This window comes from Bacillus sp. FJAT-29814 (assembly GCF_001510715.1).
Taxonomy (GTDB): Bacteria; Bacillota; Bacilli; order Bacillales; family Cytobacillaceae; genus Neobacillus.
Map to the genome: position 1 here is coordinate 341455 of NZ_LMTJ01000008.1, position 16039 is coordinate 357493.

Genomic DNA, 16039 nt, shown 5'->3' on the forward strand with positions numbered 1-16039 from the left:
TGAAATGGGGGATTTCTAATGGAACAATTTATCTTATCTTTGGATCAAGGAACAACGAGCTCCCGGGCAATTATTTTTAATAAAAAAGGCGAAATTGTCCATACCGCCCAGAAGGAGTTTACGCAAATTTTCCCAAAACCCGGTTGGGTTGAGCATAACCCCAATGAAATTTGGGGGTCGATCCTATCAGTTATTGCCGGCGTGTTATCTGAATCCGCCATCAAGCCGGGCCAAATTGCCGGGATTGGGATTACTAACCAGCGGGAAACCACCATTGTTTGGGATAAAGAAACTGGTGAACCCGTCTATAATGCGATTGTTTGGCAATCAAGACAGACGAGTGAAATTTGCGATGAGTTGAAAGCCAAGGGCTACGATGATACCTTTCGCCAGAAAACAGGCTTGTTAATCGATGCCTATTTTTCCGGGACAAAGGTCAAATGGATTTTGGACAATGTGGAGGGAGCGCGGGAAAAGGCGGAAAGCGGCAAACTATTATTCGGTACCGTTGATACTTGGCTAATTTGGAAGTTGTCCGGCGGGCGGGTTCATGTAACTGATTATTCCAATGCCTCACGAACTTTGATGTTTAATATCTTTAATCTTAAGTGGGATGATGACTTATTGAGAATATTGAATGTGCCAAAATCGATGCTGCCGGAGGTCCAGCCATCATCACAAATATATGCCAAGACGGCAGATTATCATTTCTTTGGCAAAGAGGTGCCAATAGCAGGAATTGCTGGTGACCAGCAGGCTGCCCTATTCGGCCAGGCTTGTTTTGACACAGGGATGGCAAAAAACACATACGGCACTGGCTGTTTTATGTTGATGAATACAGGGGAAAAAGCTGTCCGTTCTCAGCATGGGTTATTAACAACGATTGCCTGGGGCTATAATGGCAAAGTTGAATATGCTCTAGAGGGCAGTATCTTTGTTGCCGGGTCGGCAATCCAATGGCTCCGAGACGGCCTTAGAATGTTAAAGGATGCCAAACATAGCGAGGACTTGGCAAAAAAAGTGGAGTCAACAGATGGCGTGTATGTTGTTCCTGCCTTTGTCGGACTGGGAACGCCATATTGGGATAGCGATGTCCGTGGTGCCGTGTTTGGGCTGACAAGAGGGACAACGAAGGAACACTTTGTCCGTGCAACACTCGAATCTCTTGCTTATCAAACAAAAGATGTCCTATCGGCAATGGAGGCAGATTCCGGAATTCAGTTAAAGACACTCCGGGTTGACGGCGGTGCAGTAAAAAATGATTTCTTGATGGAATTCCAAAGCAATATTTTAAATGTACCGGTTGAAAGGCCAATGGTCAATGAGACGACGGCACTCGGAGCAGCTTATCTTGCTGGATTGGCAGTCGGGTTTTGGAGTAGTCAGGAGGAAATCTCAAAACAATGGGTCATCGACCGCCAATTTAGTCCGGTAATGACGGATGAAAGCCGTACAGCATTATACGATGGCTGGAAAAAGGCGGTCTGGGCGGCGATGGCTTTTAAATAATATCCGTTAAAGGCGAGGGAGGGGAGTGACCAAAAGATGAGATTTTCAAACTTGGACCGTAATAAAATAGTCAATAAATTAAAAAATGAAAAGTTTGATGTTTTGGTTATAGGCGGTGGGATTACGGGTGCCGGAATTGCCTTGGATGCCGTGACCAGAGGGATGGCGGTTGCTTTGGTCGAAATGCAGGACTTTGCGGCAGGAACGTCCAGCAGGTCCACCAAACTCGTTCACGGGGGGCTGCGCTACTTAAAACAATTTGAAGTGAAAATGGTTGCCGAAGTCGGAAAAGAAAGGGCAATAGTTTATGAGAATGGCCCCCACGTTACCACGCCGGAATGGATGCTGCTGCCAATCTATAAAAACGGAACCTTTGGCAAATTTAGCACCTCAATTGGTTTATGGATTTATGATTTCCTAGCAGGAGTAAAAAAATCAGAACGCCGCAAGATGTTATCAGCGGAACAAACATTGGCTAAAGAACCTCTTGTCAAAAAGGATGATTTACAGGGCGGGGGCTATTATGTCGAATACCGTACCGATGACGCAAGGCTGACAATTGAGGTTATGAAAGCCTCAGTTGATAGCGGAGCTGTTGCCTGCAATTATACAAAGGTTATGAAGCTTGTTTATGAAAACGGCAAAGTGGTCGGGGTGTCGGCTGAGGATCAACTGTCAGGTGAAAAATACGAGATTCGCGGTAAAATAGTCGTCAATGCGGCCGGCCCATGGGTCGATGATATTCGAGAAATGGACCAATCAAAGAAAGGAAAAACATTGCAACTATCCAAGGGGGTCCATTTGGTTATCGATCAATCCCGCTTCCCGTTAAAACAGGCGATTTACTTTGACACCTCTGATGGACGCATGATTTTCGCTATACCAAGAGACGGAAAAGCGTATGTCGGAACAACCGATACCTTTTTCAATGACGATCCGGTAAATCCTAAGATCACCAAAGAAGATTGTACTTATTTGCTCAATGCAATCAACTATATGTTCCCGAATGTAAACATTACGAAAAAAGATATTGAATCCAGCTGGGCCGGTGTCCGTCCGCTTATATATGAGGAAGGCAAAAATCCTTCCGAAATCTCCCGTAAGGATGAAATTTGGGAGTCGAATTCAGGAATGATCACGATTGCCGGAGGAAAATTAACCGGCTATCGAAAAATGGCCGAAACAGTGGTTAATCTTTTAGCCAAAAAGTTACATTTGGAAGAGAAAAGAAATTTTCTGCCATGTCAGACAAAAACTATGCCGATTTCAGGTGGAAATATTGGCGGGGCACCGAACTTTATATCGTTTATTGCAAACGAGATCGGTAAAGGAACGAAACTTGGATTAACAAATGAGGAAGCTGAAAAGCTTGCTAAAATGTATGGCTCAAATATAGGCGTTGTGCTTGAACTATTAAAGGCAAATATGGAGGATGCAGCAACATGCAAATTGCCATTGGACATATTTGCAAAACTGGTCTACTCCATAGAATATGAAATGGTTGCCACCCCAATCGATTTCTTAAATAGGCGTACTGGAACAATTTTGTTCGATATCCAAACTGTTTACAAATGGAAAGACCATGTCATTCGATACATGGCTAACAGGTTTAATTGGCCTGAACAAGATAAGCTGAAATATATCGAATCGGTTGAAGCATCTTTAATGTGTGCGAGAATTGATGAGAAGAATTTGTGAATAAAAGCACAAAACATTTGATTAGAACTAAAGAAAATGCTATTCTACGTTTTGTATAACAATTTTTTATTTCTCAACAAAGGAGTATGAAGATGATGGCAGAAAAGCAATTTACAGTTATTGCAGATACAGGGATTCACGCAAGACCTGCAACATTATTAGTTCAAACAGCGAGCAGATTTGATTCTGATATTAATTTGGAATATAAAGGGAAAACGGTCAATTTAAAATCTATTATGGGTGTAATGTCGCTCGGTATTGGTAAAGGAGCTGACATTAAGATTACTGCAGAGGGCGGGGATGCTGAAGAAGCATTAACGGGTCTCGAAGAACTAATGAAAAAAGAAGGTTTGGCATAATTATGGCTTTTTTACAGGGTATTGCAGCATCAAATGGTATTGCAATCGCAAAAGCATACCGTCTTGTCGAGCCGGATTTATCGTTTGAACAAATAAAAGTGGGAGATTCGGCTGCTGAAGTCGATCGGTTCCGCAGTGCAATGGAAAAGGCAAAATCAGAATTAGAAGTGATCCGCGACCGTGCTGCGGTCGAATTGGGAGCAGATAAGGCTGCGATCTTTGAGGCCCATTTACTTGTGTTAAGCGACCCCGAGCTAAACAATCCGATTGAAGACAAAATTAAGTCGGAAAATGTGAATGCGGAGGCTGCCCTTAAAGAGACTGCTGATATGTTTGTTATGATGTTTGAACAAATGGATAACGAATACATGAGAGAGCGTGCGGCGGACATTCGTGACGTCACAAAGCGTGTCTTATCCCATTTACTCGGTGTCCAACTGCCAAATCCAAGCATGATCAACGAAGAAGTAATTATTGTTGCTGAGGATTTGACACCATCGGATACAGCACAGTTAAACCGACAATTTGTAAAAGGTTTTACGACAAATATAGGTGGACGTACCTCCCATTCCGCAATTATGGCCCGTTCCCTGGAAATTCCTGCAGTCGTCGGAACAAAATCTGCGACAGAAGAAATTAACAATGGTGATTTAATCATTGTGGATGGACTCAAAGGTGAGGTACATATTAATCCAACTCCTGAAATAGTTGATCAATATCGCAAAGTTCATGAACAATATGAAATGCAAAAGGCAGAGTGGGCCAAGCTAGTGAATGAGCCTACTGTTTCTGCCGATGGTGTACATGTTGAACTTGCGGCCAATATTGGAACACCAAATGACTTAAAGGGTGTTATCGAAAATGGCGGAGAAGGTGTCGGCCTATACCGCACAGAATTTCTATACATGGGCAGAGACCAGCTGCCAACAGAAGAAGAACAGTTTGAAGCCTACAAAGCTGTACTCGAAGGCATGTCAGGGAAACCAGTAGTCGTTCGGACATTGGATATCGGCGGAGATAAGGAACTTCCGTACTTGGATTTGCCAAAAGAAATGAACCCATTCCTTGGCTTCCGTGCCATTCGCTTATGTTTGGAAGAGCAGGATCTCTTCAGGACGCAGCTTCGTGCCCTGCTTCGTGCTAGCAGCTACGGAAATTTAAAAATTATGTTTCCGATGATTGCTACTTTGGACGAATTCAGAGAGGCAAAGGCGATTTTGGAAGAGGAAAAGCAAAAGCTTATTTCTGAAGGCCAAAAGGTTGCAGAACAAATTGAATTGGGTATCATGGTGGAAATTCCGTCTACAGCTATCCTTGCTGACCAATTTGCCAAAGAAGTGGATTTCTTTAGTATAGGAACAAATGATTTGATTCAATATACGATGGCTGCAGATAGGATGAACCAGCGTGTTTCCTACCTGTATCAACCATACAGCCCATCCATCCTGCGCTTGGTCAAAATGGTCATTGATGCGGCGCATGCCGAGGGCAAATGGGCTGGAATGTGCGGCGAAATGGCTGGCGATGAAACAGCTATACCTGTGCTGCTTGGCCTTGGTCTAGACGAATTTTCAATGAGTGCAAGCTCCATTTTGAAGGCCCGTTCCTTAATTAAGGGCTTGAAAAAAGCAGATATGGAAAAGCTTGCTCAGGAAGTATTGAATATGCAAACAACCGATCAGGCTGTACAAGCGATCAATGCTGCCATTAAATAAATTTTGCTAGTAAAAGAACCGGCTTTTTGGGCCGGTTCTTTTTTAGTCCCCTTTTACGTTTACCGCTCCCCTTTTTTGGCAATGGTGGAAATGTAAAGGAGTGGTTATGTTGCGGAAGAAATATCAAATATGTTTAGGCTTGTTGCTGGGATTGGCCATGATTATGTCCGGATGCGGCACACTATTTTCTAACGAATTAATTGCCAACCGATATGCTGATGCCCTATTAACGAAAAATAATGAAATTCAATTTCGGTTTCGGATTAACAATGAAAATCTTGATAGCCGCGATTTATACAAAGTGAAGGTCACCATCCATGATGAACGTCTGGCATCGGCTATTGGCAAACGGGAAATTGTCTATGGAGAGGAGCAAGTATTAAACGGAGAATATCTTGATGTAAAAGGGACAAAAGAGAAAATTATTTTTATGGACCCAATTCCGTTACTGGAGGATTTACATATTCATGAAATTGAAAAAATGATCGAACAAAAAAATGCAGTCTCCATAGAAGTATTTAATAATAAAGAGGTATTTGGGCGTGCTTACTTAACCAACTTCTCTTCCGAACTTTAAACCTGGGCCAGTCATGGTCCAGGCTTTTTTTTACAAAATCGTAAAATACAGTGCTAAAATGTTAATAGGACATTAAAGGAGGTCATGAAATTGCGAACTTCAGATTCAACAGTAATCGGTTTTATTGGTACCGGTGTAATGGGAAAAAGTATGGCCGGGCATTTATTGAAGGCTGGCTATCCTGTAGTTGTTTATTCAAGAACAAAAGAAAAGGCTGCTGAACTTTTAGAGCAGGGAGCAGAATGGGCCGAAACGCCAAGGGAACTTGCAGGGAAGGCAAACGTCGTCTTTACGATGGTTGGTTACCCCGCTGATGTAGAGGAAGTATACCTTGGGGGAAAAGGGTTAATTCAAAATGGAAAATCGGGCAGCTATTTTATTGATATGACAACTTCTTCGCCATCTCTCGCAGAAAAAATTTATCGACTGGCCAAGGAAAAAGGAATCCATGTACTTGATGCGCCCGTTTCCGGCGGAGATATCGGGGCCAGAGAAGCGAAACTGTCCATCATGGCCGGCGGTGACCGCGATGCATTTGATGCCGTTCTTCCGCTCCTGAAGCATCTGGGAACAAATATTGTCTACCAAGGCAATGCAGGTGCCGGGCAGCATACAAAAATGTGCAATCAAATTGCGATTGCCTCCAATATGATCGGCGTGTGCGAGGCCATCATTTATGCTGAAAAGGCCGGATTAAATCCTGAAACTGTTTTAAAAAGTATTACAACTGGTGCGGCAGGCAGCTGGTCTTTGAGCAATTTGGCTCCAAGAATGCTCCAAGGTAATTTTGAACCCGGATTTTACATAAAGCATTTTATAAAAGACATGAAAATTGCCTTGGACGAAGCAGAGCAAATGGGTATGGAAGTGCCGGGGCTGGCCTTGGCGAAATCCCTCTATGAGAAATTGGCCCAACAGGGTGAAGAAAATAACGGAACCCAGGCGCTTTATAAATATTGGAAAAGCTGAGTCCATTCCGCCACAAACTGGCAGGCATATATTCCTCTTATCTACTTGAAACTATCAGGGAAACTTAAATAGGAGGAATGTTTATGGCGAAGCGAAATAAGAAAAACGACCCACAGCAAAAAAACAAAAAAGGGTTTGATTCTGCTGTAATCGATTCGGAATTCTCCCATGAATTTGGTTCTGCAGATACCAATAAAATACATCACGACAAGGCCAAAAAGGTTAAAGCAGCCAAAAATAACGGAAAATATAAAGGAATGAACCCTTAAATTAAAAAACCTCGCTGTGATCAGCGAGGTTTTCTGCTTTTTTCCAGGAAATGTTCAATCCTGTCCAGCCCCATTGCCAAGATGTCCATTGAGCAGGCAAATGATAACCGGAAATACCCTTCGCCATACTCTGAAAAGGCACTGCCCGGGACCACAGCAACCTTCGCTTCGTGTACGAGCTTAAGTGCGAAGTCAAAGCTGTTTAAAGGAATGCTAGCTGGAATAGGCACAAAGAAATAAAAAGCACCGTCAGGCTTCACAACATCAAAACCCATTGTCTGGAGCCGCTGGTAAACATAATCCCTTCTTGCCTCATAGTCCTTTTTCATCGTTACACCATCATCCATGCCTGCTGTTAGTGCTTCATATGCGGCCTTTTGAGCAATTGAATTGGCACATGAGACATTATATTGGTGTACCTTTAATATGTGTTTAGCAATAGCTTCCGGTGCAAACAGAAGGCCGATTCTCCAGCCGGTCATCGAGTGGGATTTGGAAAGCCCGTTAATGACAATTGTTTTTTCTTTTAGAAAACTGGCTATGGATGTATGAACTCCTTTATAGGTTAACTCGCTATAAATCTCATCTGCGACTACAAAAATGTCTTTATCCATTAAATAACCGGCTATTTCTTCAAGCTCGGACCGTGTTAAACTGACCCCGGTAGGGTTTGATGGATAAGGCAGGACAATGCAGCGGGTTTTTTCGGTGATATATGGTTTAATCATATCCAAGGTAAATCGAAATTGATTTTTCCGAATATCAACATGTATTGGAACCCCGCCCATCATTCGAATGATCGGCTCATATCCCGGATAGATCGGTCCAGGCAGGAGAACCTCCGAACCTTCAGTTAAAATGGTCCGGAACGTTATATCAATTGCTTCACTTGCCCCCACTGTAACAATAACTTCGGATTCCGGCTGATAATTCAAACCATACTTTTTAGCTACAAACTCACAAGCGGCTTTCCTTAATTCAAGTGTACCTGCATTATGAGTATAGGAAGTGAAGTCCGCATCAATTGCGGTGATGCCAGCAAGTTTTACATGTTCCGGGGTTGGAAAATCAGGTTGTCCAATTGTAAGTGAAATTAAATCTTCTACATGTGCGACCATATTAAAAAACTTTCTAATCCCCGAAATTTCAATAGATTTAACTCGTTGATTAAGAAGATGCTCCAATAAGACCCATCCTTTCATCTACATTTTCTACAAAAAGACTATATTGTTGATTATAGTCGATGGCCAATAAAAGATTCTACTTTTAAAATTGAATGATATACTCGAAAGGGGATTTATAATATTCTGAATCTTCTTTCGGAGGGGATTATACCGTGGTCATTCAAGAAGAAGAGTAATTGTGAAAAGCCAGGTTGAGTGCCTGGCTTTTTACAATAGCATTAGGAATATCGCTCGCCCAATTTTTTGAAGATCGGTTTTTGATAGGACTGATGGTTTCTTCGTTGATTATTGGGCGGAGCCCCTCCTTCGGTTATCCCCGTATAGGATTGCAGTAAAGCTTTGGCAGCATGAAGGGAAAGTGAGGCTTTAGGATTTCTGAACTGGCCATCCAATTTGCCTAAGTGAGGAAGATTCTCAAAATCCGTTTTCGTTGGCGGGATGTGAAAAAGGTAATCTCCGCATTTTACCAACACATCTGATTGCTGCTGGCTGTTCCTGGGGTTTTGCGAAAAATGCAAGCCGATTTTTTCAGCTTTTCCTTCTTCAATCAATTTTTTTAAAGATTCCTGTTTTAACCTGTACAGATATTTGGGATTTGTTGCTGTCTTTGCGTGCCGATTGACGATGAAGACAGCTTGTCCGAGGTTTTCGATGGTCAGACTAATCTTTTTAAGGGGATAGTTTTGGTCGGAATTCAAAATAGGTTCTCCTTTCAATCTTTTAAAGACAATTTTATTATACCTTTTTTTTAGTAAAATAGAAATAATCGCTATGTTTTTATTTCGTGCCAGGCTTAAGGCATTTGGCTTTAGGAGCTTAATTTGCTGATAACGTAAATACCGAAAGTTCCGGCTTGGAGAAAAAACGGAAGGGAAGTCCTGTCGTCCCAATTCCGCGATTGACATATAAAATAAGCCCGTTTTCACCGCCAATGGCATATAGCCCTTCTTGATATATTTTTGCAAATGGAGGCAGAACCAGCGCTCCGGCAAAAGGAATCTTTACTTGTCCCCCGTGGCTGTGTCCGCTCAGCTGCCATTGAACCGGATAGCTCATGGCTGTTTCTGCAAAATCTGGCTCATGCGATAGAAGAATGCAGAATTGCTTTTCCGGAACATGCTTTAATGCAGATGCCAAGTCAGGTTTTCCTAGCATTAAATCATCAATGCCTGCAATGAAAATTCTGCTGTTATCGGGTAATTTAATAAAATCGGCACTATTTATTAATAGCTTAAAGCCAGCAGCCTCCATAATTCCCCTATAAATTTCTGTCCCATAACCTCCGTGATCATGATTCCCGTAAATGCAGTATTTGCCAAGTGGTGCTTGCAGCTTTTGCAAAATGCCGGTCAATTTGTTGATTTCTCTATATTTATTCGGTTCGTCCATTAAATCTCCAGTGAAAAAAATTAAATCAGGCTTCTCGGCGTTAATTTTGTTAATCAACTTGTCTAGTTGATTAAGGTTGTATTGAAAACCCAAATGTGTATCGCTAAATTGAATAATCTTCTTGCCGTGAAACCCCGCCGGGATTAAGGGATGACTGATTTCAAGACGGGTAATTCCCAGTAATGCCGGTTCGATCCGATTGCCATAAACATATCCTCCGGCGCCTAAGCCAAGAACGGTAAGGAAAGAACCTGCCAACCGTTTTAAAAAAGTTCTCCGCGTTTGTGGTTTTATCATATCTTCTACCAACCTATTTTTAATAAATGAATACCCTTTGTATTTTCAAGAAAAACGGCGCATAATGCAAGTAAACAAGCTTTATTAAGTTTTTATTCAAGGAAAATAAATAAATGCCAAATAATCGTTTCGAATACACCTTTTCAACAGGCGGACTTTAGGGTCAATTGTTTCTCTGCCCTTTATCATGGTATTCTACAGGTAAAGAGCAAGCTCAGGCTTTATGGCCTATGGTATAATGATAAAAATCTATTTGGGAGGTACTTGGATGGATGCTTTGGAAATCCTTTCGAATCTGACAAATGTATTCCCGTATTTCCAGCCGATTTTTAGTGCCGATGAACAACGAATTATCGCCTATGAGGTATTGGGTAGGTATAAAACAGAGGAAGAGGTCATCAGTCTCGGGCCTTTTTTTCATGATGACCAAATTCCCGATGAATATAAATTTGAAGTCGATTTATTGTTAGTGCAAAAATCGTTGGAAAAGGCAATGGAACTGGATGAAACCATCAGCATTTTTTTGAACCGAAATGCTGAACTGCTCATGTATAGCGATGGAGAACCTTTTCTGGAGGAGTTGCTCGAATTTGAAAAAAAAGGATTGCGATTAGACCGAATTGTCCTTGAAATCTCCGAACAACACTATAAAGGGGACATTGACCAATTCGATAATTTGCTTCAGTATTATCGTACTTATGGAATCAAAATTGCCATATCCAGTCTTGATAGTGAAAGTCCATTTTTTGAAAGAATTGCCCAACTTGATCCCGATATTTTAAAAATTAATTTGGAAGCCTTAAAATCGACAGCAACGGGTACCAATTTCAACGATGTGTTGTTTTCGCTTTCTGTTTTGGCTAGAAAAATTGGCGCCACGCTCCTATTTGAGAACATCGAAATGAGTTATCAATTACAGTTCGCCTGGAGAAATGGTGGCCGTTACTATCAGGGTTACTATTTGCATCCGCCGGCTGCCGAGTTTATTGAACCGGATTTTTTAAAGCATCGTTTGAAGGAAAAGTTTCATGATTTTATATCCTACGAAAAAAGGAAATTGGAGGCAGTATTTACGACGACGGAGTATTTCCATGCCAAAGTGCAGGATATCATTATGAAAAATAAAAAGCTTGTACTTGAGGAGCTACTGCATACACTTGGCAAAGAAATGGATCAAGTAGCGTTCCGTATTTATGTATGCGATGAAAATGGATTTCAGAAATCAGCCAATCTGTTCAGGGACAAGGGCTACTGGACTACACAACCGGAATATTTAAATAAAAATTGGAGCTGGCGGCCTTATTTTTTGGAGAACATCATCAAGATGAGGAATGAGCGCAAAGGCATTCTATCTGACTTGTATTGTGATATTGAAACCGGTGAGACGATTCGGACTTTTTCATTTCCGATGAATGACAGCGATTATTTATTTATTGATATTTCATATCAATATTTGTTTGAACATGACCAATTACTGTAAGAAAGCACCAGAATAGAAAGATTCATCGAGTGGCAATTTAATAATAAATCATGATGAAGGAGAATTGGGCTGATGAATCTCTTTGAAATGGTCATTGCCGCTATCATTTTCGGGATTTTGGCGGTGTCGCTAATTTATACACTTGCACTGGGCAGACAGCAAAAAGTGGTACAAGGTGAGATCGATACCCAAATTGCTAAACCGATTCAGAAAAACGTTTATGTAAAAAATCCGATTTTTCTCTCCTATGGCATTTTTTTTGCGCTGGTTTTGTTTCTCATCCTTTTTATAGCAGTGTCATTTTATTAAAGGTCTCATATAGTCGAGGCCTATTTTTATCGAGAAAATTTTAGCAAATTTTACATTTTTGCTTGTACAAATAAAAAGGTTATTTTATTCTGTTAATATTGGCATATAAAAACTGTATTTTAAAAATCATTCTTATGGAAAAAATCCATCCGGATAGAAACATGCCAAATGTGAAACCTAACAAACAGAAGCCTGTTTGTTTTGGAAAGGAGAAAAAAGCTTATGTCACAGCTTCAAGGTATATTAACCAGACTAAAAAATCTTCAAGAACAATCGGTGAATGGTGAGCCGACTCAACGCTATTTTGAGGTAAACGGAGAAAGAAAGTGTCAGGTGACTTATCACCCGAAAACGGAAACGTTTGAACTTGAGGTGTACTTTGAAAAGGAAAAGCCAAAACGATATCAATTTGATAACATTGATATGATTACCATTGAGATTTTTGATTTGATCCAATAGGACCGTCCGCGGTCCTTATTTTCATGCTAAAATTTATCCTGCTCCACGAAAACTATGATAGAATAGAGACGAGGAAAAACTAACATGAGGAGTTTTCGTGATGATCAGTCTTCCCAGCGGGGAATTTTTAGACCTAACAATAGAAGATTTTATGATACCATCAGAACGGGTAGCCCATGTACAGGTCGGCAACAATCTGGAACACGCCTTGTTGGTGCTTACCAAAAGCGGCTATACAGCCATTCCTGTATTAGATCCTTTATACAAGCTTCATGGGTTAATTAGCACCCCCATTATTATGGATTCTATTCTTGGGCTTGAAAGAATTGAATTTGAAATGCTGGAACAAAAGCGGGTGGAAGAGGTTATGAAAAAATCAATTCCACGGGTTAAACTTTCTGCCTCATTTCCCGTTTGCCTCGAATTGCTGGTTAACCATCCGTTTCTTTGTATCGAAACGGAAGACGGGTTCTTCGCCGGTATTTTACCGAGAAGCTCGATTTTGAATCAATTAAATATGCTGGTCAAAAGGTTCAAATAATAAAGCTCCCGTTAAGGGGGCTGTATTTTTTTAATGTCAGAGGTGTCAAGCAATGGGCGAAGCCAACTCGATTGGAATAAAACAAACAAAAAGACCACTTGTGCTGGCATCTGTCATGCTGGCCATGTTTATGGGAGCAATTGAGGCAACCATTGTTTCTACGGCCATGCCGGCAATTGTTGCAGATTTGGGCGGGTTCACTTTATTCAGCTGGGTTTTTTCCGCGTATTTATTGATGAATTCAGTTACCGTGTTGATTTACGGGAAATTATCTGATTTATTTGGGCGAAAGCCCGTCCTTACCGTTGGCATCATATTCTTTTTAATCGGCTCGATTCTCTGCGGTTTTGCCACATCAATGAAGATGCTGATCATTTTCCGTCTCATTCAGGGATTTGGGGCAGGTGCGGTTACACCAATTGCCACGACAATCGTTGGCGATATTTATACAGCAGAAGAAAGGGCGAAAATTCAGGGCTATCTCTCCAGTGTTTGGGGGATTTCAGCAATAACAGGGCCGGCAGTGGGCGGACTTGTGGTCCAGTATGCCAGCTGGAAATATGTTTTTTGGATTAATGTACCGATTGGGCTTTTGGCCTTGGCTGGTTTATGGCTGTTCCTCCATGAAGATGTGAAGAAGAAGAAACATAAAATTGATTATCCAGGTGCATTTCTTTTAACCATCACTATTTCGTCATTTATGTTTGTCCTTGTCGAGGGCGGAAGGAATTGGCCATGGGGCTCTTGGCAGCTTAATGCATTAATTGCTCTGGCTATTGTTGCCTTAGTCGCGTTCGTTATCCAAGAAGGACGGGCAGCAGAGCCGATGATGCCGTTTTCCATCTGGAAAGAACGAGCCATATTTATCGCAAATATAACTTCACTGACAACCGGTATCATGTTGATTGGCATTTCAAGCTTCCTGCCAACTTTTGTCCAAGGTGTCATGGAACAAACGCCGATTATTGCCGGGTTTACCTTGACCGCGATGTCCATTGGCTGGCCGATTGCCTCCACACTGTCCGGGCGAATGCTGGTCACAATCGGATATCGTAAAACATCTATTATAGGCGGGGTATTTTTAATTTTTGGCAGCCTGGTGTTTGTAACTATGCAGGCTTCATCCGGGCCACTTTGGGCTGCTGCCGGATCCTTTTTGGTAGGAGTTGGGATGGGGCTCACGTCGACTGCTTTTATTGTTTCGATTCAAAGTACAGTAGGTTGGGAACAGCGTGGTATTGCAACAGCGGCCAATATGTTTATGCGGAATTTGGGAAACACCATTGGAGCGGCCCTTCTTGGCGGAATTTTAAATAACCGCTTGAATCATTATCTGGCAGAAAAATCACCATCGCTGAAAGCGGATGATGCTAATTTGCTATTAAAGACAGATGAACGTGATAACCTGCTTGATTCTGTCAGGTCGGTTTTACAAGATGGTCTGACTATTTCCTTGCATTCCGTCTATTATGTCGTTCTTACAATTGCCATTGTCAGTATGCTTTTGATATTTTTTATACCGAAAAAAGACCAAAGCTCCATCTAAGGTGAAGAGCTTTTTAAAGGAGGCCCTCAAATGTCGTCGATTTCGGAATTTCAATTACTTTCGGTCTTGGCCCAAGAGATGAATATGCGAAAAGCATCCGAGCGGCTGTTTGTCTCCCAGCCGGCCTTATCGCAGCGTTTGCAAACGATTGAGAAGGAATGGGGAACAAAATTATTTATTCGTTCACAAAAAGGTTTGGCCTTGACTCCAGCTGGTGAGCATGTGATAGATTTTGTCAATGAAGTGCTGACAAAACAGGACAAAGTGAGGGAAACCATTTATTCCTTACAAACAGGAGTATCAGGTACGTTAAAAATTGCAGTGGCATCCATTGTCGGACAAAACTGGCTTCCGCAAGTATTGAAGAAATTTATTGATAAATATCCACAGGTTAAATTGTCGCTCGTCACTGGCTGGAGCAGTGAAATTCTAAATTGCTTGTACGACGACCAGGTTCATATCGGGATCATTCGGGGTACGCCGGATTGGAAAGGAGTTAAAGTACATCTTTTCAATGATCCACTATATTTGGTAGATCGGGAAATTACCCAGCCGGAGCAAATCATTGAAACGGACCGACCATTTATCCAATTTAAAAGTGACTCCAACTATTATCAGGAAATCCAAGATTGGTGGATGAAGAAATTTAAAACGTCACCTAAGCGAACGGTTATTGTCGACCAAATTGAAACCTGCAAGCAAATGGCCTTTAACGGGATTGGCTATGCCATTTTGCCAGGGATTACCCTGACGAAAGCCGAGCAGGATATCTTCAAAATTCCATTGCTAAATGAATCAGGAGAGCCGCTAAAACGCGATACATGGCTTTTGGGCTATGAATCGGCGTTCCAATTAAAGCAGGTTCAAGCATTCGTTGAGGTGATGAAGGATTATATTACTGAAACTTAAGCATAAAGGGGTATTTTTCTTGTTTTCATCCCTTTTGTCTGCTAAAGTATTTTTTAGAATGTAAAGGGGGCACGTAACATGAAAATGATGGATGCAAATGAAATTATTTCTTTTATTCAAAATAGCAAAAAGTCCACTCCGGTGAAAGTATACATAAAAGGTGACTTGGCCGGGCTCGATTTCGGGGCAAATGCTAAAACGTTCATAAATGGCGGCACAGGAGTCGTGTTTGGCGAATGGACTGATATCAATGCAGTTCTTGAAGCTAATTCTGCAAAAATAGAAGATTTTGTGGTTGAGAATGACCGACGCAATTCCGCGATTCCGTTATTGGATATGAAGCATGTCAATGCTAGGATCGAACCAGGTGCGATTATTCGCGATCAGGTGGAAATCGGAGAACAAGCGGTAATCATGATGGGTGCAGTTATTAATATTGGCGCAGTCATCGGCGAAAAGACTATGATTGATATGGGTGCTGTATTAGGCGGCAGGGCAACGGTCGGCAAAAATTGCCATATCGGTGCGGGCACTGTCCTTGCAGGTGTAATCGAACCTCCATCCGCCAAGCCTGTCATTGTAGAAGATGATGTTTTAATTGGTGCCAATGCGGTTGTACTTGAAGGGGTTACAGTCGGTAAGGGCTCCGTTGTTGCGGCAGGTGCTGTCGTGACCCAGGATGTTGCTCCATACACAGTAGTAGCCGGAACCCCGGCCAGAAAAATTAAAGATATTGACGAAAAGACAAAATCAAAGACAGAAATTATGCAAGAGCTTCGTCAACTATAGCCTAAAAACAGCGTGGATAGTCTCCACGCTTGTTTTGTAG

17 protein-coding genes are annotated in these 16039 nt (G+C 41.7%); 14 read left to right on the forward strand and 3 right to left on the reverse strand.

Annotation, left to right across the window (positions count from 1 at the left end):
* The first annotated feature begins 18 nt into the window (after positions 1 to 18).
* The 7 genes from glpK (at position 19) to AR334_RS21920 (ending at position 7096) form a co-directional block, all read left to right on the forward strand.
* Complete coding sequence (glpK, locus tag AR334_RS21890; RefSeq protein ID WP_066317782.1) at positions 19 to 1509, forward strand: glycerol kinase GlpK; 1491 nt, start codon at positions 19 to 21, stop codon at positions 1507 to 1509.
* A 36-nt stretch (positions 1510 to 1545) separates the two neighbouring features.
* Entirely contained in the window at positions 1546 to 3207 is a 1662-nt protein-coding gene (locus AR334_RS21895) for a glycerol-3-phosphate dehydrogenase/oxidase (protein ID WP_066317784.1), read from the forward strand.
* 95 nt (positions 3208 to 3302) lie between these two features.
* A complete protein-coding gene (locus AR334_RS21900) occupies positions 3303 to 3566 on the forward strand; it encodes a phosphocarrier protein HPr (RefSeq protein WP_066318609.1) in 264 nt (87 codons plus the stop codon).
* A 2-nt stretch (positions 3567 to 3568) separates the two neighbouring features.
* Positions 3569 to 5281 carry a phosphoenolpyruvate--protein phosphotransferase gene (gene ptsP / locus AR334_RS21905; protein ID WP_066317794.1) on the forward strand — a complete coding sequence of 571 codons (1713 nt, stop codon included), beginning with the start codon at positions 3569 to 3571 and terminating at the stop codon, positions 5279 to 5281.
* 106 nt (positions 5282 to 5387) lie between these two features.
* On the forward strand, positions 5388 to 5858 hold the full coding sequence (locus AR334_RS21910) for a hypothetical protein (protein ID WP_066317797.1): 471 nt from the start codon (positions 5388 to 5390) through the stop codon (positions 5856 to 5858).
* 90 nt (positions 5859 to 5948) lie between these two features.
* Positions 5949 to 6827, forward strand: coding sequence for an NAD(P)-dependent oxidoreductase (locus AR334_RS21915; protein WP_066317800.1), 879 nt, complete (start codon positions 5949 to 5951; stop codon positions 6825 to 6827).
* 83 nt (positions 6828 to 6910) lie between these two features.
* Positions 6911 to 7096 (forward strand): hypothetical protein, encoded by a 186-nt coding sequence (locus AR334_RS21920; protein WP_066317805.1) that lies wholly within the window; start codon positions 6911 to 6913, stop codon positions 7094 to 7096.
* Positions 7097 to 7116: 20 nt separating this feature from the next.
* Here AR334_RS21920 and AR334_RS21925 read toward each other — a convergent pair whose 3' ends face one another.
* The 3 genes from AR334_RS21925 to AR334_RS21935 all read right to left on the reverse strand — a co-directional run bounded on the left by AR334_RS21925 (position 7117) and on the right by AR334_RS21935 (position 9966).
* The gene (locus tag AR334_RS21925; protein ID WP_066317808.1) at positions 7117 to 8280 is read right to left on the reverse strand and encodes an aminotransferase A; all 1164 of its coding nucleotides are present in this window, start codon (positions 8278 to 8280) and stop codon (positions 7117 to 7119) included.
* Between the two features lie 218 nt (positions 8281 to 8498).
* Positions 8499 to 8978, reverse strand: a complete 480-nt coding sequence (locus tag AR334_RS21930) for a YkyB family protein (RefSeq protein ID WP_066317812.1) — start codon at positions 8976 to 8978, stop codon at positions 8499 to 8501.
* A gap of 118 nt (positions 8979 to 9096) precedes the next feature.
* Complete coding sequence (locus AR334_RS21935) at positions 9097 to 9966, reverse strand: metallophosphoesterase (RefSeq protein ID WP_066317821.1); 870 nt, start codon at positions 9964 to 9966, stop codon at positions 9097 to 9099.
* A gap of 268 nt (positions 9967 to 10234) precedes the next feature.
* Between AR334_RS21935 and AR334_RS21940 the strand changes: the two genes are divergently transcribed.
* The 7 genes from AR334_RS21940 (at position 10235) to dapD (ending at position 15999) form a co-directional block, all read left to right on the forward strand.
* Positions 10235 to 11446, forward strand: coding sequence for an EAL-associated domain-containing protein (locus AR334_RS21940; protein WP_066317833.1), 1212 nt, complete (start codon positions 10235 to 10237; stop codon positions 11444 to 11446).
* A gap of 72 nt (positions 11447 to 11518) precedes the next feature.
* Positions 11519 to 11755, forward strand: a complete 237-nt coding sequence (locus tag AR334_RS21945; RefSeq protein ID WP_066317836.1) for a hypothetical protein — start codon at positions 11519 to 11521, stop codon at positions 11753 to 11755.
* A gap of 222 nt (positions 11756 to 11977) precedes the next feature.
* Positions 11978 to 12214 (forward strand): YkuJ family protein, encoded by a 237-nt coding sequence (locus tag AR334_RS21950; RefSeq protein WP_066317842.1) that lies wholly within the window; start codon positions 11978 to 11980, stop codon positions 12212 to 12214.
* Between the two features lie 100 nt (positions 12215 to 12314).
* Complete coding sequence (gene cbpB, locus AR334_RS21955; RefSeq protein WP_066317843.1) at positions 12315 to 12755, forward strand: cyclic-di-AMP-binding protein CbpB; 441 nt, start codon at positions 12315 to 12317, stop codon at positions 12753 to 12755.
* A 52-nt stretch (positions 12756 to 12807) separates the two neighbouring features.
* Positions 12808 to 14301 carry an MDR family MFS transporter gene (locus tag AR334_RS21960; protein ID WP_066317844.1) on the forward strand — a complete coding sequence of 498 codons (1494 nt, stop codon included), beginning with the start codon at positions 12808 to 12810 and terminating at the stop codon, positions 14299 to 14301.
* Between the two features lie 30 nt (positions 14302 to 14331).
* A complete protein-coding gene (locus AR334_RS21965; RefSeq protein WP_066317845.1) occupies positions 14332 to 15210 on the forward strand; it encodes a LysR family transcriptional regulator in 879 nt (292 codons plus the stop codon).
* A 78-nt stretch (positions 15211 to 15288) separates the two neighbouring features.
* Positions 15289 to 15999 carry a 2,3,4,5-tetrahydropyridine-2,6-dicarboxylate N-acetyltransferase gene (gene dapD / locus AR334_RS21970; RefSeq protein WP_066317860.1) on the forward strand — a complete coding sequence of 237 codons (711 nt, stop codon included), beginning with the start codon at positions 15289 to 15291 and terminating at the stop codon, positions 15997 to 15999.
* Positions 16000 to 16039: the final 40 nt, after the last annotated feature.